Source organism: Halochromatium glycolicum (assembly GCF_016584085.1).
Classification (GTDB): Bacteria; Pseudomonadota; Gammaproteobacteria; order Chromatiales; family Chromatiaceae; genus Lamprobacter; species Lamprobacter glycolicus.
In genome coordinates, this window is sequence record NZ_NRSJ01000001.1 from 20,613 (window position 1) to 41,352 (window position 20,740).

At 65.9% G+C, this 20,740-nt stretch carries 11 protein-coding genes; 7 read left to right on the forward strand and 4 right to left on the reverse strand.

The genetic code is table 11. The features are described from left to right. Positions 1-138: 138 nt before the first annotated feature. The 3 genes from CKO40_RS00050 to CKO40_RS00060 all read left to right on the forward strand — a co-directional run bounded on the left by CKO40_RS00050 (position 139) and on the right by CKO40_RS00060 (position 12,671). Complete coding sequence (locus CKO40_RS00050; RefSeq protein WP_200343556.1) at positions 139-11,958, forward strand: PKD domain-containing protein; 11,820 nt, start codon at positions 139-141, stop codon at positions 11,956-11,958. Beyond that, positions 11,955-12,365 (forward strand): hypothetical protein, encoded by a 411-nt coding sequence (locus CKO40_RS00055; RefSeq protein WP_200343557.1) that lies wholly within the window; start codon positions 11,955-11,957, stop codon positions 12,363-12,365. The genes CKO40_RS00050 and CKO40_RS00055 overlap by 4 nt, the downstream gene beginning before the upstream one ends. Positions 12,366-12,458: 93 nt before the next feature. Next, the gene (locus CKO40_RS00060) at positions 12,459-12,671 is read left to right on the forward strand and encodes a hypothetical protein (protein WP_200343558.1); all 213 of its coding nucleotides are present in this window, start codon (positions 12,459-12,461) and stop codon (positions 12,669-12,671) included. A 242-nt stretch (positions 12,672-12,913) separates the two neighbouring features. Here CKO40_RS00060 and CKO40_RS00065 read toward each other — a convergent pair whose 3' ends face one another. The 4 genes from CKO40_RS00065 to CKO40_RS00080 form a co-directional block, all read right to left on the reverse strand. Next, positions 12,914-13,132 (reverse strand): sigma-70 family RNA polymerase sigma factor, encoded by a 219-nt coding sequence (locus CKO40_RS00065; protein WP_200343559.1) that lies wholly within the window; start codon positions 13,130-13,132, stop codon positions 12,914-12,916. A gap of 289 nt (positions 13,133-13,421) precedes the next feature. Further along, positions 13,422-14,171, reverse strand: a complete 750-nt coding sequence (locus CKO40_RS00070; RefSeq protein ID WP_200343560.1) for a YdjY domain-containing protein — start codon at positions 14,169-14,171, stop codon at positions 13,422-13,424. Further along, a complete protein-coding gene (locus tag CKO40_RS00075) occupies positions 14,171-15,178 on the reverse strand; it encodes a methyltransferase (RefSeq protein WP_200343562.1) in 1,008 nt (335 codons plus the stop codon). The genes CKO40_RS00070 and CKO40_RS00075 overlap by 1 nt, the downstream gene beginning before the upstream one ends. Next, positions 15,171-16,418: a radical SAM family protein gene (locus CKO40_RS00080; protein WP_200343564.1), complete on the reverse strand. Its 1,248-nt coding sequence runs from the start codon at positions 16,416-16,418 to the stop codon at positions 15,171-15,173. Before CKO40_RS00080 ends, CKO40_RS00075 begins: the two co-directional genes overlap by 8 nt. Before the next feature lie 88 nt (positions 16,419-16,506). Here CKO40_RS00080 and CKO40_RS00085 point away from each other — a divergent pair, with 88 nt between their 5' ends. The 4 genes from CKO40_RS00085 to CKO40_RS00100 all read left to right on the forward strand — a co-directional run bounded on the left by CKO40_RS00085 (position 16,507) and on the right by CKO40_RS00100 (position 20,269). Further along, positions 16,507-16,779, forward strand: coding sequence for a DUF3303 domain-containing protein (locus CKO40_RS00085; protein ID WP_200343566.1), 273 nt, complete (start codon positions 16,507-16,509; stop codon positions 16,777-16,779). Between the two features lie 2 nt (positions 16,780-16,781). Next, positions 16,782-17,381: a TVP38/TMEM64 family protein gene (locus CKO40_RS00090; RefSeq protein ID WP_200343568.1), complete on the forward strand. Its 600-nt coding sequence runs from the start codon at positions 16,782-16,784 to the stop codon at positions 17,379-17,381. A 75-nt stretch (positions 17,382-17,456) separates the two neighbouring features. Then, on the forward strand, positions 17,457-18,857 hold the full coding sequence (locus tag CKO40_RS00095; protein WP_200343570.1) for a HAMP domain-containing sensor histidine kinase: 1,401 nt from the start codon (positions 17,457-17,459) through the stop codon (positions 18,855-18,857). 8 nt (positions 18,858-18,865) lie between these two features. Continuing rightward, positions 18,866-20,269: a sigma-54-dependent transcriptional regulator gene (locus CKO40_RS00100; protein ID WP_200343572.1), complete on the forward strand. Its 1,404-nt coding sequence runs from the start codon at positions 18,866-18,868 to the stop codon at positions 20,267-20,269. Positions 20,270-20,740 lie beyond the last annotated feature (471 nt).

Consider the following 20,740-nt stretch of genomic DNA (forward strand, 5'->3'; position numbering starts at 1 on the left):
AACCGTCAGACGCACAGCAGCCACCCCGTCAGTCGCACCGGAGTCTCCATGCATCCGCTAGTTTCCTCCCGTCGCCGAGGCACCGTCCGGCCTGATCTTCCCGGTGGTTCGCGCCGCCGCGACTTCGATTGGAGCACCATGGGCAGGGCGCTGGTCCTGATCGCGCTTCTGCTCGCCGGTGGTTGGAGCGGTAGCGCACGGGCTGCCAGCTTTGCCGTCGGCGGCGCGGACGGCAGCTTCGAGAGCGACCTGACCGGCACGGTGACCGAGGGTGCCGTCGGCTTGGTTCCGGGCATCGGCATCATCGGCCCGAGTCAGGGCGCTGGTGCCCTGCTGATGACCACGGAACCGGACGAGGGCTCCCAGCCCGCCGACGCGGATGCGGCCGAGCTTCGCGTCGAGGGGTTCGGCATCCCCGCCGGCACTGGGAGCTTGCGCCTCGACTACAGCTTCCTGACCAACGAGCCGACCCCCAGCCGCACCAACGACCGCTTCACCGTCGAACTGGTGCTGATCACCGCCGGGGGCGAGGAGCGACTCCTGGCCCAGGACACCTTCGACAGCTTCTATCCGGCACCCTGGACCGGCTACGCGGAACAGACCGGCTGGCGCAAGCTGGTGGCCGATGTCTCCGCCCACGCCGGTTCCGGCGACAGCTTCACGCTGGCGTTGCGGGTGGCGGATACCGGGGACGGTCGCGCCGACTCGGCGGTGATCGTCGACAACCTGATCTTTGCCGATCCGGGCGAGCCGATCGCGGAGGTGGCCGAGTCCTACCTCGAGGTCGCGCTGGGCGAGGAGCTGGTGCTGGACGGGTCGGGCTCCAGCGATGCCGACGATGCCATTGCCGAATACCGATGGGACCTCGGCAACGGCTGGTACGGTATCGGCCCCGTGCTCGCGTACACCTACGACGAGGAGGGCGTCTACCGGGCCCGCCTCCAGGTCACCGACGGCGACGGGAACAGCAGCACCCAGGACGTGATCATCGTCGTCGGCGAGCTGAACAGCGCGCCGTCGATCGTCTCCGCGCCGGTGAGCGCGGCGGCCCAGAACGTGGAATACCGCTATCAGGTCCGGGTCGAGGACCCCGAACTCGTCTACGGCGACACCATGACCTTCGCCTTGACCGAGTCGCCGGCGGGCATGATCGTGGACCCGGCGACGGGCCTGATCACCTGGACCCCGGGCGACGGCGACCCGCGCAGCTCCGACGTCACCGTTCGAGTGGAAGACAGCGAGGGCCTGTCCGACAGCCAGAGCTTTCGGGTCACGATCGGCCCCGAGGTCTATCTGATCGCGGCCCAGGACGACGGCTGGCTCTACTTCAGCCGCAGCATCGGCGACGGCACCTGGACCGCGCCCGAACTCATCGACGACGTTGGCAACAACTCCCGCGGCGTCGCCATAGCCGACTTCGACGGCGACGGCGATTTCGACTTCATCACCGGCAACGACACTACGAATCCGACCCTCTACCTGAAGTTCTACGAGCGCGACGGGCTCGATTTCAAGGCACCGGTCCTAATCGGAAGCATCGGTTCGACCCCGTTTCCGGCCGGGAACACCATAGAAGACATGGCCGCCGGCGACTTCGACAACGACGGTTGGATGGATCTCGCCGTCCACGGCGACGACGGCGACAGCTGGGTGTTGATGAACCAGGGTGGGCTGGTCTTCGGCGAGGCGGTCTTCTTCGCCTCCGATTTCGAGACCGGCGACGACACCTGGGGTGGCCAGCAGTGCTCGACCGCGCAGGCGCGCGACGACACCGTCCTCGCCCCCGACGGCGGCACCTTCTCTATGCGCGTCTATGCGACCGCCGACGGTTCCTGCATGTCCACCGACATCAATCCGTCCGGCTGGACGCTCCGGCTTGGCTCAACGGTCTCGTTCAAGTACCGCATCCCGGCCGGCGTGCCCATGGGACTGCTGTTCAACGTCAGCGGCAAGGGCTGGATCTATCTCGGCGGGAGCCCCGCCGCCGACGGTGGCCAGTACGACTATCCGAACGTTCCGAAGGTCGAGCTGATCGACGACGGCCAATGGCATGAGGTCGAGATCGACCTGTTCCGTGCCATCAAGGCCCAGTGGCCGGATGCGACGACCATCACCGAATTCGAATGGTGGACCGGCCCCGCCGGCGAGGCGACCGCTGGGCAGGCCTTCTGGTTCGACGACTTCGAGATCACGCGCCGCGACCTGCAATCCGGCTTCGAGATCGCGCGCCTGCCTCACACCGGCGGTCGCGGGCGCGGTTTCGATGCCGGCGACGTGGACGGCGACGGCGACCTCGACCTGGCGCGCGGTCGCTGCTGCGACGGCCTGATCTACCTCTACACCAACGACGGTAGCGGCAACTTCACCGCATCCGCCGGGGCCGTGGCCGATGCCGGCAGGGATCCCTACGGCGTCATGCTGGCTGACTTCGACGGCGACAACGCCGCCGACCTGATCGGCAACTTCGGCAGCAACGGCGACAGCTCTTTCTTCAAGGGCAATCGCAGCGGCACCTTCCAGTCCGGCGTCGCGATCCCGTCTCTCGATACCGGCACCTACAGCTCCTTCGCCCATTTCGACATCGACGACGACGGTGATCGGGACGTCGTCGCGGCCACCTATACGCGCGATCGCGTGCTCTACTACGCCGGCAACGGTGACGGGACCTTCGCGCAGGCGTTTGAGGTCGGCGCGACCGCCAGCAGGACGCTGGCCATCGCACTGCCAGCCGGTCGCGAGATCGGGCAGCCCTTTGCCGATGTCGTCGCCGACACCCAGGCGATCGATGTCAGCGATACGGTGCAGTTCGACGCCTCGGGGTCCTTCGACGACGGCGCCATCGGCGCCTACGAATGGGACTTCGGCGATGGCACAACCGGCACCGGCGCGACTCCGAGCCACACATACACCCAGGAGGGCGACTACAAGGCCGTCGTGACGGTCGTCGACAACGAGGCCCGGATTGATCGCCGCTCCGTTCGCATCCAGGTGACCGGCGCGCCGCCCACGGCCGTGGCCGGCAGCTATGTCCTCGACGAAACCATGGCCCTGAACGAGCAATGGCACGGCTTCCTTAACGGCGGGGCCTCCAGCGACGACAGCGGCATCGTCCTCTACGAATGGGACCTCGATGCCAGCGACGGCGTCGATCTCCAACCCCTCGGGCCGACGCCACGGGTCGTTTACGAAGCCCCCGGCGTCTACACCGTGACTCTGCGCGTCACAGATGTCGTCGGCCAGACCGCCACTGCCACCGGCACCGTCACGGTCGAGGCCGGCGCCCCGCCATCGGCCAGCGTAACCGGGCCGGCTCTGCTCGAAGAGACCGACGCAAGCCTGGGGGTTTGGACCGGCTGGTACGATGCCTCGGCGAGCTCGGACGACGTCGGACTCGCCGCCATCAGCCTCGACTGGGGCGACGGCGCCGGCTTCGATCTCGCCCCGCTTGCCGACGACTTCGACGACGGCGATCGCGACGGCTGGTCCCATTTTGGCGGCAGCTGGGGCGTGACCCACGGAATGCTCACTCAGACCAGTCTGAACGAGTCCTGGGTCTGGCTCCAGGATCTGACCCGCCGCTACGGGGATTTCGTCCTCGAACTGGACTTCCGAGGCAGCGAGGGGCCGAGCGACGCCTACGTCGGCGTGGCCTTCCGCAACGCCAATTCCAGCGCCAGTCGTGACACCTATCTGCTCTATTCCCGCGACAGTTGGGACTTCTGGCGCTTCTACGACTGGAACACCGATAGCATTCTGGCCGAGGGCGGCAGCGGCTGGGACCCGGAGACCTGGTATCGGATCAAGATCGAGGTCGTCGGCGAGCGGATGCGCCTGTGGGTGACCGAGGCCGGCGCTACGGAGACCCTGGACCCGGTGCTCGAGGTCAGCGACGGCGCCCATGCGGAGGGCGGCATCGGGCTCCTGACCTGGGGCCAGGCCGCCTGGTTCGATAACGTCAAGGTCACGCCGCTGGATGCCACCTGGTCCGAGAGTGCATCGGCCCTGACCGATCTGGCGCATTCCTTCGAGACCGCTGGCGACTACAGCGTCGTTGTCACGGCCGAAGACCATGCCGGGCAACAGCACCAGACCATTCTGGACGTCTCGGCGGTGGCCGGAGACGCCCCGGTGGCCGATGCCGGCGGCCCCTACGTCTTGGACGAGTGGGATGCCTGGGACGGGCGCTGGGACTTCATCGGCGACTTCGGCGGCTCCAGCGACGATACCCGGGTCGAACGCTATCGCATCGATCTCGGCGACGGCAACGGCTATACCACTGGCGTCGCCGATGGTGCGGCCACCGGTGCGTTCATGACCGGCACCGACCTGTACGGCTATGACGTGCCGGATGCGACCATCCAGCGCATCGTCGCCACCGAGGACGGCACCCAGGTGGACATCGTCGATCTGTCTACGCTGGAGATCATCGCCTCCAACATGCTTGATCGGCTGCAGAGCTGGAACAACGTCAACGTCGGCGACGGCACCTATTTCAAGGTCAAGGCCAGCAAGCCTGTGGTCGCCTATTTGACCGACTTCGGTGCCCACTCGGCCTTCATGCCGGCGATGGACGGTAGCGCCGTCGGCAACGAGTTCGTCCTGCACCGCGACGGCAACAGTGGCTTCTACGTCTTTGCCTTCGAGGATGCCGTCGTGCGCTTCTTCTCCAGCGCGGATGTCGAGATCGACCGGCGCGAGCTGCGCGCCGGCGAATACTGGAGCACGAGCAGCCCAATCAGCGACACGCTCTATCGGGTCGTGGCCAGCGGTCGGGTCGCGCTGCAGACGGTCGGCGGCAACGGCTACACGACCGTCCCCTCCGAGAACGGCACGCCGGTCGGCCGGCGCTTCTACTGTGCCACCGTCGATTGGACCACGGCCGCGCTCACCGCCTTTGCCTACGACGACGCGAACATCGAGGTCTTCGATCTGGACAGCGGCGAGCTCCTCTACACCGCTGCGATGCTCGCCGGCCAGCTGTGGTTCCAGCCCGGTATCGGCACGCGCCGACTCCGCATCGAGAGCGATGCCGCAATCGAGGTCTGGGCGGGCAGCACCGAGGGCGGCAGCGGCATCGTCGATCTGGGCGACGACATCTCGATGACCGTTGGCCGCGACGGCACCGAATTCCTGTTGCACGAGCTGCGCGACGGCATCGTCATCTTCGCGCCCAACGCCGATACGGCCATCGACATCGACGACGGCCTGCAGACCGCGACCCTGGAGCGCGATGGCTTCCTGCACCTGACGCCGGCCGACCTGCCGCCGCTGGATGTGCATCGCATCCGCACGACCAAGCCGGTCGTGATCCAGACCCTCGGGCGCGCGAACAGCTACAACGACCTGGGCACCTATCTCGGCGGCGTCTCGGCGCGCCACTGGTATACCGGCGTCGGCACCTATGACCTATCCCTGGTGGCCATCGACAACGCCGAACAGGAAAGCGTCGCGGCCTTCACGACGGTGCAAGTGACCCAGGGCGAGCCGCCGGTCCCGGACATCGCAGCCCCCGCCGAGGCGGACGAGGGGACGGCCGTGGGCGGGCGCTGGCCGGTGCATTTCGACGCCACCGGCTCCACCGACGACTCCGAGATCATCCGCTTCCAGTGGGACTTCGGCGATGGCGCCACCGCCACCGGCGCTGTCGTCGATCACGAGTACACAGCGGTCGGCGAATACGACGTGACGCTGACCACGACCGACCGGGCCGGCCAGCAGACCAGCACCACCAGGACCATCGACGTCACCCGGGGGGCGCCGCCGGTGGCCGACAGCGGCGGCCCCTATAGCTTCGGCGAAGAGACGGCCAGCCACGGCGTCTGGACCGCCGCCATCGACGCCTCCGCGTCCACCGACGACGCCGGCATCTACGACTACCTGTGGACCCTGGAGCCGTCTATCGTCGACGACTTCACCGCGACGGAACTGGATGGGGAGCGGTGGCAGCGCCTGAACGCCGCCATCGACAGCGGCGTCGTCAGAGTCACGCCGACCGGAGGCTGGGCGACCACCTATCTGGTCACCAGACAGTCGTACCGCCGCGGCCCTGGCACCAGCTTCACGGGCTTGATCGGCACGCCGACCGGCACGCAGAACCTGATGTGGGGCCTGAAGAACTTGGGCTCGAACGCGTCATACAGGCAGTTCCCCTATGCGATCTACTTCAACAACGGTTCCATCCTGATCTACGAGTACGGCGCCAACCGCGGCACCGTCGGCAGCTATACCCGTGGCCAGGCGCATGAGGTACGCATCGACCTTAAGCAGCCGTCCGGTGCGCTTTACTACTACCGCGAACTGGGTGCGGCCGATTGGACGCTGTTGTACGACTCTTCCAGTTTCTCCGACACCTATCTGCGGCTCGGTGCGGTCGGGAACCGGGGCGTCTTCGAGCTCAGCCAGTTTACTGTCCAGCAGACGGACGAACGCCCGATCACAAGCCTCTCCTTCGACGAGCCCGGCGTCTATGAGCTGACCCTCCGGGTGCGCGATAACGCGCTGCAGGAGGACATCGCGATGACCAGCATCACCATCGCCGACGGCGCGCCGCCGACGGCCGAGGCGGGCGGTCCCTACGAAGCCGAGGTGGGCGCGATGCTGACCTTTGACGGCAGCGGCTCAAGCGACGATGTCGCCATCCAGTCCTACGACTGGAGCTTTGGCGACAGCACCGGTGGTGCCGCGGACCTGCCCTACACCGGCACCGGCGCGAGGGCTCGGCATTTCTACCGGGCCGAAGGGACCTACACGGCCGAGCTGACGACGACGGACAACACCGGCAAGACTGGCACCGACACGGCAGAGGTGACCGTGATCACCGGCGAGGTGCCTTCGGCGGATGCCGGCGGGCCCTATGTTGGCGGCGTCGATGGGCCACCGGTCTATTTCGATGCGATGGCCTCGACGGACGACTTCGGCATCGTCGAGTACCGTTGGGATTTCGATACTGCCATCGACAGCGACGGCGACGGGGATACTGCGAACGACATCGATGCCGTCGGGCCGCGGCCCTTCCATATCTACCCCTACGCTACCGGTTTGACCGGGCTGTTGGACAACTTCGATGACGGGGCGCTCGACGGGGGTCTCTGGGACGCCGCCCGCGCGGAGGAGACGGGTGGTGTGCTCAGCCTCACGGGCAACCGGAACTGGGGCAACACCTACGCCTTTGCGCGTGCCTTGAGGCGCGACGGTCAATCCGTGCGGGGTCGTATCCGTGTGGAGAGCGGTCAGACCGAATACGTCGTCTGGGGCCTGAAGAACACCAGCGACAGCTTCCATTACAACCAGATGCCCTACGGGATCTACTTGTACAATGGCCGCTTCCGGGTCTACGAGAACGGGACCTATCGCGGTGCCTTCGATACCTACCTCGAGAATACCTGGTACGAGCTGCGCGTCGATCTGAAACCCACCGGCGCGACCTACTTCTACCGTGCGGACGGTGCCGCGGACTGGGTGCAGCTCTACGACTCCGACTATTCTTCGGAGGCCGGGCTGCGCGCCGGGGTGGTGGTCTATTCGGTCTCGGCCGACATCGACGACATCGAGGTCGTCGGCGGTAGCAACGCGATCCAAGCGAGGCTGACTGTTGAAGACGGCGCCGGCCAGACGGCCACCGCGACCGTCCCGGTGACCGTGGCGCCCAACCTGGCGCCGGACGTGGTGACCGTGCCCTGGGTCGCCGGCGACCCGTTGGCGCCCCACGAGACTTACAACGGCAAGGCGATCCACCTCAAGGGCATCGTCCGCGACGCGGACCCGGTGGAGTTCGAGTGGAGCTTCGGCGACGGCACTGGCTCCGGGCGCATCGCGGTCACCGACCCCTATGATCTCTCGGTGAGCCACACCTATCCGGATTCCCCGGACAACACGCCCTTTACGGCCACGCTGACGGTCTGGGATGCGGACGGCCAGAGCGGGCAGGATGTCTACCGGGTGCTGGTCAAGCGCAGGAACTTGACGGTCGAGACCAACGTCGCCATCGACGAGGGGCTCTGGTATCTGCATCGACGCCAGACGCGGACCACGACCGAGGGCTACTCGTCCGGTTATTGGCAGACGGTTGCCTACGCCGGGTATTCCGCCAGCTCCACCGCCGCCGCCCTGCAGGCCTTCCAGATTAACGGCCACTTCGAGCACGGCGACAACGCGACCAACCCCTACGCGGAGACCGTTAGCCGGGGTCTCAAATACCTGTTCACGCTGCTCTCGCCCAATGCGATCGCCACGCAGACCGCGGGCGAGCCGGATACCAACGGCAACGACATCGGCATCACGGTCAACGGCGGACGCCCCATCTACGAGGGCGGGCCGGTGATGGACGCCATCGCCGCATCGCGCACGCCGCTGGCCCGCACCGTCACGGGAGTCGATCAGGTCCGACGCCGCAGCTACTTCGACATCCTGACCGACATGGCTGACCAGTTCGCCTGGGGGCAGTACGACGACGAGCGCTATGGCGGCTGGCGCTATAGTTGGAACTCGTTCCCGGATAATTCCGCGGCGCAATGGGGCGCCATCGGATTGCAGCCCGCGGAGGCGATCTTCGGCATCCCCGTTCCGGACTGGGTCAAGGAGTGGAATGATAACTGGCTCAGCTACAGCAACAACGGCGTGGGTTTCGGCTATACGGGCGCCGGGGACGGGCGCGCGACCACGCCGTCGGGCTTGGTGCAGCTCGCCTTCGACGAGGACGTAAAGCTCGATCCGCGTTGGCAAGCCGCCGAGGCAAGGGTTGCGGAGCTTTGGTCGCGCGGTGACACCGATAGCGTCATCTACGAGTGGTCATGCAGCGTGCGCAATGCCGGCACCGAGACCTGCCGCGACTACTACGCGATGTATGCTTTCGTGAAGGCAATGCGTCTGGCGCTGCCCGAGCAGGTCGTCACCTTCAAGACCACCGGGCTCGACTGGTTTGAGGACGCCGACGACGGCGTTGCCCGCGTCCTGATCGACGACCAGCGCGCCGACGGCCGCTTCCAGGGCCAGTACCGCTCGGCCTGGGACATGCGCTCGGCCTGGGCCGTGATCATGCTCTCCCGCACCCTGTTCGTGGAACGGCCCGTGGCCGATGCCGGCGAGGACAGCGTCTGGGCCGTCAATGTGCCCTTCCTGTTCGACGGGTCGAACTCCTATCACCCCGACCCCTTCCGGAGCATCGTCCGCTACGAATGGGACTTTGATGGGGACGGCACCTACGACCACGTCTCCGACCAGCCGACGGTCGAGCACACCTTCGACGACCCCGAGGCGGAACTGCCAAAGACCTACACGGCGCGACTACGGGTTACCGACAACAACGTCCCGCCGCTGACCGCCACCGACACCGTCGAGGTGACCCTGAGCATCCCGCCGCGGCCGCCGATCGCCGACGCGGGCGGAACCTATGTCTGCACCCAGGGCATTCCCTGTCCGCTCGACGGCAGCGGTTCCTATGATCTCGACGAGCCCTTCGACCAGATCACCCAATACGGCTGGGAGCTGGATTTCGCCGAGTTCCCGCGCGACTTCGATGAGGCCGGCGGCGCGCAGGCCATCGCCATCTTCGACACGCTGGGCACCTTCGACGTGGGGCTCCAGGTCTGGGACAACGGCTTCCTGAACGACCTCGACGAAGACGGCGAGGTGGATCCCGACGAGCGCAAGACCGGCCAGGACTTCACCCGCGTGCTGGTGGTCGCCAACGAGGCACCGACGGCCGCGGTCGCGGGCCCGTTGACCATCGACGAGGGCGAGGCCGTCGAACTCGACGCCTCCGCGTCCACCGATCCCAATGGCGATGTCCTGAGCTATCGCTGGGACATGGATGACGATGGAGCCTACGACGACGCGACCGGCGCCACTGCGAGCTTCACCGGTCGCGACGACGGCATCTATCCGGTCAGGGTCAGCGTCGGCGACAGCCTGCTCGACGACACCGACGAGACCAGCGTGACGGTCCGGAATGTCGCGCCGGTCGTGGATGCCGGTCCGGATCGGGTCATCGACGAGGGCGGCGGCATCAACGTCGCCGGCTCCTACACCGACCCCGGAGCCGACTCCTGGATCGCCACGGTCGATTACGGCGACGGCAGCGGCGAGCGGCCTCTGGCGCTGGATCAGGCCACGAAGACCTTTGCGCTAAGCCACGACTACTCCGCCAACGGTCGCTACACGGTCACGGTCACGGTCACCGACGACGATGGTGACTCGGGCAGCGATACACTCGGGGTTACCGTAACCGACCTCGGGCCTACCGCCGCCCTCAGCGGCGACAAGGCCCAGGATGAGGGCGATACCGGTAGCTACGATGCTCGCGCCAGCACGCCGGGCCCGGTGGACACCATCACAGGTTATGCGTGGGATTGGGATTACGACGGCAGCTTCACGCCTTCCGGCGATACCGGAGCCACTGCCAACCACACCTGGATCGAGGACGGCGTTTACACCGTGGCCGTGCGCGTCACCGACAGCGATGGCAGCTCGGACATCGCGATGCTCCCGGTTACCGTCGGCAACCTCGCGCCAAGCGTCGATGCTGGACCAGACCAGAGCGGCGCGCCGGGCACTACCATCAGCCTGGCACCTGCCACCTTCACGGACCCCGGTATCCAGGACACCCACACCGCCACAATCGACTGGGGTGACGGGAGCACCGCTGCGCCCGGCAGCGTCACGGGGGCCGATGGCAGCGGTACCGTCAGCGCGAGCCATGCCTTCGCGGCGCCCGGCACCTACACGGTCACGGTCACGGTCACCGATGACGAGGGCGACAGCGGTCAGGAAAGCCTTAGCGTGCGGGTGAAGGCGGGCAACCTGGCGCCGTCCGCTGATCCGGGCGGCCCGTACAGCGCCCCCGAGGGGGGCAGCGTTCAGCTCGACGGCAGTGGGTCCGCGGATCCAGATAATGGCCCATCAGCACTCGGGTACGCCTGGGATCTCGATGGCGACGGGGCCTTCGACGACGCCTCCGGCGTAAGCGCGAGTCTGTCGGCGGAAGATGACGCTATCCTGGATGTCGCGCTGAGGGTCACCGATGGCGAACTCAGCAACAATGCGGCGACAACGGTCACCGTCACCAACGTGGCGCCGGTGGTCACAGCGCCGGACGACGCCAACGGCCTGGAGGGCAGCGCGTTGACCTTTGGCGCCGCGAGCTTCTCCGATGCCGGCGTGCTCGACACCCATGTCGGGCTCGTTAATTGGGGCGACGGTACGCCGACGGAGCCTGGCGCCGTCACTGGAGCCGACGGCAGCGGCAGCTTCGACCTCGGCAGCCACACCTATGTCGAAGACGGCAGCTACACGGTGACCGTCACCGTCACCGACGACGACGCGGGCGAAGGCAGCGCGACCCTCACGGCTACCGTTGCCAATGCGGACCCCGTGGTGGACGCTGGCGCTGACCAGGCCACGACGGGGAGCACCAGCATCAGCCTGGCGCCTGCCACCTTCACCGACGCCGGCACTGCGGACACCCACACCGCCGAGATCGACTGGGGCGACGGCACCGTCGCGGACGGCAGCATCAGCCAGGGTGCGGGCAGCGGCAGCGTGGCCGGGACCCACAGCTACAGCCAGGCCGGTACCTACAGCGTACAGGTTACGGTGACGGACGACGACGGCGGGTCGGGCAGCGATAGCTTCCAGGTCACCGTCGACCCATCCGTCTTGGTCAATCAAACCGTGTTCGACCTCACCGCACGGGTCAAGAGCGGCAAGGTCGGGCTCAGCTGGAGCCCGGTAACGGGTGCTGATGGCTACAAGGTCTACCGATCCACGGCGGTTGGCGGCCCATACGACCTACTCGCGGCCGATCATGGGTGCAGCGGTGTCCCATGCTTCTACCTCGATGACGGTATCAGCAATGGCGTGACCTACTACTACGTGGTCACGTCCATGGCGTCGGGCGTCGAGTCGCTGCACTCCAACGAGGTTAGTGCCACGCCCATGGAGCGACGGCGGAGGCGGCGATGAGCTGGCGGCAACCTGGGTCGACCTACACGGCGCTTGCGTTGGCGTTGTTGCTGGCGCTGACGGCATCGGGCTGCCGGGATGCGGCAGAGTCCGGCGGCGAGAAGACGGAAAAGGGGCCTGCTGGAGGCGCGGTAGCTCTGAAACCTGACGTGCCCGACCCAGCCATGGCCGTAATGCTGGACGAGGCCGCTTCTAGGGCACCGCATGTCGCCGCAAAGCCGCCGGCGGTACCGGCGGAGCCAACGCGGTTCACGGTGGACACCGACGCTGGTCGCGTCTTCCTGCCGAGCCAAGGATGGAGGACCGTGGACGAGTTCCGCGACCTTTATTATAGTCGCCCACAGGATCTGCCTGGCGACATCGACCATGATGCGGTCATGGCGCTGTGGCAGCAGTCGGACCGATGACCGGTATTCGAACATGAATGAAGGGGATAGCGTGCCGACGATCTAAGATCGACACTGCTCGCGGCAGTCCTCGGCCTTGCCAGTCAGCATACCTTGGCTGTCCCAATCGACCTCGAGGAGTGGGCGCTCAAAGTGAATAGTGACCTCTACGGCACCTACTACGATCCAGCGCCCGGGTTCGTGCACGCAATTGGTTTCGATTTTACCACCGGACTCGGCACGCTCTCGCCGATCCTGGTCGGTGCCGGCGACTATTTTGTTGGCTGGTTCCTCGACCACGAGCTCAGTCAGCGCTTGAACGGCTAGTTCAACGAGACGGGGAGTACATCGGGCACGCCCGTTCCCGGCCAGGCGTGGGAGATCGACGAGCCGGGCTACGGGATGAATGGTGCCGAAGGGCCTGATGTCGGCGATATTCTATTCTTCAACTTCCTCGATTCCGACCAGTCCGTCAGCCTGTCGGACAATCTGGTGTTCGAATCCTGCGAGCGCTGCGATCGCACACGAGAAGACCCGAGTGGTGCGTTCTGCGAGACCGGCGACAATTATCAGGGCAACCAACGCTGCCCGCGCCGTGGACGATACAGCAGCGCCTCAAGCGCGGCTTCATCCACGCTCTCAGGTAGCGGCCAGGCCACGCCCTGGGCCCTCGCCACACTGATGACCTTGCCGACGGTGCCCTTGGAGAGCCCCACCGCGCGCGCGATGGTGGCATGGCTAAGCTTGGCCTCGAACTTCAGTCGCAGTATTTCGGTGATCTGTCGCATTGGAATCCTCGTCGCCGGCATCGGTGCGTCCCACAGGGTTGGATGAAACGCGCGTGATGCGGCAGAAAGTTGAGAATGCCCAGTGCATTGCGAGCGATTCCGATGCAACGTGACCAGCCATTCCACCATCGTGACCAGCCATTCCGGAAACCGACCGGAGATTGGTCACGTTGAGATCGGAATCGGCGGTCACGTTCCGTCGGAATCCGCGGTCACCTTCAAGCGGAATCGGTGGTCACGATGGGTCGGAATACGCACCGCGGTCACCCGGCGTAGCATTCATCAGTCCTCAATCGGCGAGAGTTGCCGACGGCGCCGCGTCGTCCTGCCCCGCCGTCTCCGCCGGATTGCGGATGATGACCCGGATCGGTGTCTGTGGCGGCGGCATCAGCGCTCGGTTCACACTTGGCGCTTGAGGGGCATTGAGCGCGATGCCGTGGCGATGCTCGATGATGCTGTCGGCATCGTGCACGAACCCGATCAGCGTGCCACTCTGCTCTGCCAGATAGATGTTGCCGGGCTCGATGAAGGTTGAGCCGGTATAGACCCAACCGTGGTCGTCCACCGGCTTGCCGTTCATCAAGATTAGTTCGGCTGCACGCGCTCGGTGTAGCGTGCCGTCCGCATCCCATTCCACGTGGATATCGACAGGATCACCCTGCACCGGCCTGGGATCAAAGTGATATTCGGGTAAGGTCGCGTTGTCCGGGTCGAGGCCGATCAGTATGCAGGCGAGATTGAACTCGGTCGCCGTCGTATCCAGCTCCAGCACGGCCTCATAGGCCTTGTAGCCGTTCCGTTTGACGGCTAGGTACTCGAGCAGGTCTCGCCCTTGGTCCGGACCACGCTCGAGGAAGCGGCCCGGCACGCTAAACTGGCCCATCTCCCGGTCGAGCTGGATCTGGCCGAGGCTCGGCGCCTCGGGCGGGGCGACCGTTGCTGTCTCGTCGGTCCAGGCTGCTGCCGGCCAGCTCAACAGCAGCGCGAGTACCGCCGGGTAAATCGAGCTCTTCGCTTGCGTCAATCGGTTCTCGTGCATCATTTGGCTCCAATCACAACGCGATGGGGCATCGGTGGCTGGAACGGATGCCGCTCGATGCAGGTGAAGCCGGCCTCTTCGAGCCAGTGCGCAACGGTCGCGTCGCTATGTACGCCGCCGTCGGCGGCCGTCAGCATCATATTCAGCCCGAACAAGGCCGCGAAGGCCGGGGTGCTGCCGTTCGCATCGGTCAAGACATCGCTGATGACCAGCATTCCGCCGGGTGCCAGCGCGTCACGGGCGCGATCGATCAGCGCGCGGCAGCCGGACTCGGTCTCGCGATGAAGAACGCCCGAGATCAGCACGACATCGTTGCCATCCGGCAGCACGTCCTCATTAAAGTCGCCGGGCAGCGTGGTGACGCGGTCGGAGACGCCTAACTCGTCGATGATCTCGCGCGCAATCGCGACGATGTCAGGCAGGTCCACCACGGTCGCCTGCAGCTTGGGATAACGCTGGGCGAGCAGTGCCGCATAGGTGCCCGGGCCGCCCCCGAGATCGAGTAGACGGTAACGCCCTTCCAGGTCGACGATTCCGGCCAGCGCGCGGCCGACCCCCAACGCCCGGTTGTGCATACCGCGCACGAAATGGCGGGTTTGGTCCGGATCCCGCCCCAGATAATCCTCGGCCGGGATCTGCGGCTTGCCGCTGATCAGCGCGTCACCGAGCCGAGCCCAGGTTCCATAGAGGTCGTCGCTGTAGCGCAGCGCATCGCCGAGATAACCGGGCTTGCCTGGCTCCAGAAAGGCGGCGCTGAGCGCGCTGTTCACATAGCCATCCGGCTGCGACTCCAGCAGACCTAGACCGGTACAGGCGTTCAGCATCAATCGGGTCTGCCGCTCGGCGGTGCCAAGCTCGGCGGCGATGGTCTTGGCCGTCAACTGCCGCCCGGCTAGCAACGCGAAGAGGCCCAAGCGGTTCGCGGTCAACAAGGTCTGGGCACCCCAATGGGCCGTGGATAATGCCACCAGCGGCGACGGGTCCGGGATCGGCCGTTGCTCAGTCATCGATAGGTTCCTTTACGCCGCGGTCGATGTCGCATTCCAACTGCATGTAGGCACAGCAGTGGCACATGAAGTCGCTTGAGATCTTGAGCCCCCGCTGCCGGCGAATGGCGGCATAGTCGATGTTGAGACGCTCGAAATAGTGGTGCAGGCGGTCAAAATAGTCTGGATGGTCGCGCCCGCCGGTCGGCCAGTACAATGAGTACACCGGCAGCACGCCACGCTCGCACAGCTTATCAGCGCCCTCGATGGCCAGGCTGGCAGCCTCATCCCAGCCCATCTCGTGCTCGGGCTCCAGCTCGATGCCGGCGACCATCGCCGAGTACACCCGGCCTTTACCCCAGAGCGCGACGGCTTGATCGAGTGCCTGAAGCCAACGCTCGTAGCCGACAAAACGCGCCTTGCCGGGACAGACCTTCGCGAACAGCGGTGCCGACCAGACCTCGAGATTGAAGCAGACCTGATCGACGAGACCTTCGCCTTGGAGCCGCTCCAGCCGATCCGCCGGCAGGGCGCCAGAGCCGCATGAGACCGGGAGCCGGTGCCCGTTGACCTGCTGCACGGCCTGGGCCAGTGCCAGGTAGCGGTCACCTTCCAAGGACCAGTCCTTCATCGATCCGCCGACCAGATATAGGTGGCGGATGCCGCCCTCGTCCAACGCCGCCCTCAGCGTCTCCTGCATGCGTTGGATCGCCACCGGCGACAACTCGGCCTGTTCAATCCGCTGCTCATAATGCTTGATGCGCTCGTTCGGCGCACCATAGGCGCAGAAGGTGCAGCGCAGGGAGTCGCCGTTGTCGCCCCGGTTCAGGAAATACTCGCAGCCCGGCGCGATATTGATGATCGCCATGTCGCCGTGCAGGCTGACGCCTGCTTGAGCCATTGGCAGACCGTCGCTGGTTTGCTCGCGCATCCAATGCGGCAGTGGTGTAAAGGCCACCGGCAGCTCGCGGCCATCATCATGTCGCAGCCGGTAGCCGGACAGCGCATCGCCCATCACCTGCCAGGGGGCATCGGCCGTTCCCTTGACTCGGATCAGGGTCTCGTCGGGCAGCGTCATCAGGTACGGAATCGTGACCTTGTCGTTGCCGGTCGGGTTCGGCTCGCCAGGCCTGAACCGATAGGGGTAGAAGTTTGGAAAGGCATGCTCGGCGGCAGCGCCTAGGCTGTCGCTGTAGCGGATGCCGTCGAACATCAGCTCGATCTTGAGCTGTGCGGAGGAGGGAAGGGTTGGGGCGGTCATCGTCACTCCATCGATGGGTGCGGGCGTCGATGATGCTATATGATTTAGTCGTTCGCCCAAAGCAGATTAGCGCACCGCGGAGACGCCCATGCTGTACATGCTGATCAACCGTACCCGTCCGGGCCTGACCTCTGAGCAGTATCAGGAGCTCGGCCGCCTCGCCCAGGCCTTCTACGACGAGATCCCGGACGGTCTGACGCTGATCGGAGACTGGGCCGCGGACGATCGGTCGCGGACCTTTGCGTTGTTGGAGACCGACGACCCGACCTTGATCGAGCGCATCCAGGCCCCATTCGCCGGCCTTGTGGAGATCGAGACGATTCCTGTCACGGCCGTGACCGGCTGGGGCGGCGGGGGCTGATCGTGTCGCCGCGAGCTCGCGGTGGACTGGCCATCGCCATCGCGCTGCTGATCCCGATCATTCCGTTCGTTGTTATCGGCGAGTTGCCGGGCGAGCGCTGGCTGTCCCGTGCCGACGATAACGCGCTGCTGTTCGGCGTGGCCGGTGCTGGTCTGCTGGCCGGTGACGTGCTGTTGCCGGTGCCCTCGAGCATCATCGGCACCTTGCTCGGCGCTCGGCTCGGGCTCATAGCCGGGCTGCTCTGGTGCTGGAGCGGGCTGATGCTTGGGAACCTGATCGGCTACGGCACCGGTCGGCTGCTGCTCGGTGGTCTCGGTGAACGGTTACCGCGGGCGCCGACGCTGGCGTTGCTGTTCTTGAGTCGCCCGGTGCCGGTGCTGGCCGAGGCGGCGACCTTCACGGCCGGCGCTGAAAGGCTCGCCATGGTGCCGTTTATTGCCATCTGTGGCGCCGGTAACCTGGTCTATGCCCTCGCCCTGACCGGCAGCGGCGCCGCGCTGCTGCCGGCCGGGCTGGCTGGGCCAGGACTGATCGTACCGTTGGCGGTGCCGGCGCTTGGCTGGCTGATATGGCGCTGGCTCAAGAGTAGGCATAGCGGTTGATTCGTGCCAGGGCTGAGCCGACCCGGCGCGTCGGTGATCACCCGCGCCTGCCCTGTCGCAATCTCAGGTGATGGCTTGAAGCTCGCGACCGCGATCGCACGTATCCAGTCCCTGGCAGCGCGGTGGCGTCATTATCCGTTGCCGCGGCCCGGTCTGCACCTGCGTTTCATGCTGCCGTTGGTCGGTGTCTTCATGATTGCGGCATTGCTTGGTTGGTGGGCGAGTTCGCGGTTGTTGGCGACGACCTTGGAGGCGCGGCAGCAGGCCTTGGTCGAGCGCACCGCCGAGCTGCTCGCTGGCGGACTGTTCCCGCTGACCCCGGAGCTGCTGGAGCGGGTTGCGCTGCTCACCGATGCGCGCGTATTCCTTCTTGATGCCGGCGGTCGGCCGCTCTCGATCAGTCCGCACATGGCGGTGCTCCCGAGCCTGAAGGAGCTCGAAAGCGGCATCGTGGATAGCGGTGGTGAGCCGCAGATCGTCGCTGTCCGACCCCTCGGGAAGGCGCCGCCGAGCGGAGCAGCTCGGATCGCCGTTACCATCTCCCTAGCGCACGTTCGAGCTGCGGTGAATCAGGCGGCATTGACCCTTGGGCTCGTGGCCGTGCTAGCGGTCTTCCTGTTGTCATGGCTGGCCCATCGGCTGGCTGCTGGCGTTACCAAGCCGCTCGACGCATTGATCCGCATGGCCGCACGTATCGCCGCTGGCGAGCGCGAGCTGGCGGCCCCGGTCGAGCCCGGTCCGCAGGAGATCGCCGCGCTCGCCGATGCGCTCGAGCATATGGTCACGCGGCTCCGCGAGACCGAGGCCGAGGCAGCGCGCCAGGCGCGCCTGGCCGGTCTTGGTGCGATGGCGGCGCGTGTTGCTCATGAGGTGCGCAATCCGCTGACGGCGATGACCATGCAGCTGCAGCTGCTGCGCGAGGACCTGCCAACCGAGCGTCGCAGGGATGTCGATGCGCTGCTGAACGAGGCGCGGCGCCTTGCGTTGCTCGTCGATGGCATCGTCGATCATGGTCGACCGCTGCGCCTGCAGCCCCGGCCGACCGATCTGAACCGCCTCGCTGCCGATGTCTCGAGTCTGTTTGCGCCGCAGATGCGGCATCGCCAGATCCTGCTGGAGCGCGACCTCGATGAGGGATTGCCATTACTGGACCTCGATCCGGATCGCACCAAGCAGATGCTGGTCAACCTGCTCGTCAATGCGCGCGACGCCCTGCCGAACGGCGGCCACATATGCCTTGCCACGACGGCTGACAGCGATAGCGCGATGCTTTCCGTTGAAGACTCAGGTCCCGGACTGCCCGAGGAACGATTCGCCGCGATTCTGTCTGGCCATGCCGGGCATGAGGGTTTCGGTCTGCGCATGACCGCACAGCTGGCTGGCGCGCAGGGCGCAACATTGGCGACGATGCCGTCCACTCTCGGCGGAGCAGCTCTGGTGCTGCGATTCTCCCTGTCCAGTCCCGATGCCAAATGAGACGATCCATGAGTCGTGTGCTGATTGCCGATGATGAGCCCGGTATCTGCAGCGCCTTCGCCGCAATGCTGGCCCGGGACGGCCACGAGGCACTGATCGCCGCGAATGGCGCGGAGGCCGTGACTCGCGTTACCCGGGAGACGCTGGACGCCGTGTTCCTCGACGTCCGGATGCCCGGTATGGACGGCCTCGAGGCCCTTGCGCGCATACGGGATTTGCAGCCACAGCTTCCGGTCATCGTCATGACCGCCTTCGGTACGGTGGAAACGGCGCTAACCGCCGTGCGCAATGGCGCTTTCGACTATCTCGGCAAGCCGCTGGAGCTCGATCAGGTTCGTGCCGTCCTTGAACGTGCGCTGCGCGCGGGTGCGGCCGACGCCTCGGTATCTGAGCAAGCAGCCACCGGTGAGGCCACTGATGATGAGCTGGTCGGCCGAGGACCTGCGATGCAATCCCTGTTCAAACGCATAGCCGTGCTCACGGACACGGCGATGACGGTGCTGATCCTCGGGGAGAGCGGTGTTGGTAAAGAACTGGTCGCACGCACGCTGCACCGCCTCGGCCGTCATCGGGAAGCGCCGTTCGTCGCCGTCAATTGTGCGGCGATCCCCGAGGCCCTATTGGAGAGCGAGCTGTTTGGCCATGCCCGCGGTGCGTTTTCGGGGGCCGTCGAGACCCGCGCCGGTCGGCTCGAGGCGGCTGGAGCCGGCACCTTGCTGCTCGACGAGGTGGGCGAGCTGCCTCCAGTCCTGCAGGGCAAGCTGCTGCGCGTGCTGCAAGAACGCCAGTTCGAACCCGTTGGCGAGCACCGCCCGCGAGCGTTGAAGGCTCGGGTGCTCGCGGCGACGAATCGCGATCTCGCGCTTGAGGTCGAGGCCGGGCGCTTTCGGGATGATCTCTACCATCGCTTGAATGCGATTAGCCTACGGGTTCCGCCGCTGCGTGAGCGTCCCGAAGACATCCCGGTCTTGGCTGAGCGGATCCTCGCTCGAATCGCTGCCGATCTCGGTCGTCGGCCCCTCTACCTTGAGCCGGACGCTCTGGCGATGCTCACAGCGCACCCGTGGCCCGGTAACGTGCGCGAGCTTCAGCATCTGCTCAGCCGCTCGGCGCTGCTCGCCCGCGGGCCCAGCCTCGGTGCCACAGATCTCCTCCTCGACAACGACGAAAGGTCGGCAGGCGGTGTCGTGGACCCGTTCTCACGCCTCGAGCAGAGTGTCAGGGCTGCTCTGGCGTCCCTGCTTGCTGCGCCGCAGCCGCCGGAGGACCCGTTTCACCGCATCGTGCGCCGGGTCGAGCGGGAGCTCATCGATGCGGCGCTGCAGCGGTGCAATGGCAGCCAGGTCGGCGCATCCCAGCTGTTGGGCTTGCACCGCACGACATTGCGCAAGCGGCTTCAAGACCATGACTGAGAGTCGCCTCCCCAAGGCGTCTGTCGCCATCGTGTACAGGCGAAGCCGCTTACCGTTTCATTAACCGACACGCTTTCGGATCAGCGCCGGGCTTCATGGTGGCCGACAAACCGACCAACAGTGTGCCATCTCATTGAAATAGTCATGGATATCCCTTTATGCGATGACCGGCCAACGAACATGGCGCGTCCTGTGCTCTACTGGGCGTGAGCGGCTGCAGGTGCTACCGGCTCACCTGTCCGTATCCCCTTCGCGGGCAGGTCTACGACTGCCGCCCCACACGGCGACCGTATTCTTCTTGTTCGGTGTGCCGCCGCTAACAAAATCACCTGCAGCTCGCTTATCATTGTGCGCGGGCTCTGAGCGCCCGCTGCCGTTTTCTTATGGCATGTTTTCGCCGCTAAGAAGGGAACAGCGCTAGCCAAAAGGCCCATTAGACACGATCGATCGAGACCGGAGAGTCCACTGAGA

Excerpts from the sequence above, each read along its gene's own strand:
- CKO40_RS00050 (WP_200343556.1), top strand. The coding sequence starts at position 139 with ATGGGCAGGGCGCTGGTCCTGATCGCGCTTCTGCTCGCCGGTGGTTGG.
- CKO40_RS00055 (WP_200343557.1), top strand. The coding sequence starts at position 11,955 with ATGAGCTGGCGGCAACCTGGGTCGACCTACACGGCGCTTGCGTTGGCG.
- CKO40_RS00065 (WP_200343559.1), bottom strand. The coding sequence starts at position 13,132 with ATGCGACAGATCACCGAAATACTGCGACTGAAGTTCGAGGCCAAGCTT.
- CKO40_RS00070 (WP_200343560.1), bottom strand. The coding sequence starts at position 14,171 with ATGCACGAGAACCGATTGACGCAAGCGAAGAGCTCGATTTACCCGGCG.
- CKO40_RS00075 (WP_200343562.1), bottom strand. The coding sequence starts at position 15,178 with ATGACTGAGCAACGGCCGATCCCGGACCCGTCGCCGCTGGTGGCATTA.
- CKO40_RS00080 (WP_200343564.1), bottom strand. The coding sequence starts at position 16,418 with ATGACCGCCCCAACCCTTCCCTCCTCCGCACAGCTCAAGATCGAGCTG.
- CKO40_RS00085 (WP_200343566.1), top strand. The coding sequence starts at position 16,507 with ATGCTGTACATGCTGATCAACCGTACCCGTCCGGGCCTGACCTCTGAG.
- CKO40_RS00100 (WP_200343572.1), top strand. The coding sequence starts at position 18,866 with ATGAGTCGTGTGCTGATTGCCGATGATGAGCCCGGTATCTGCAGCGCC.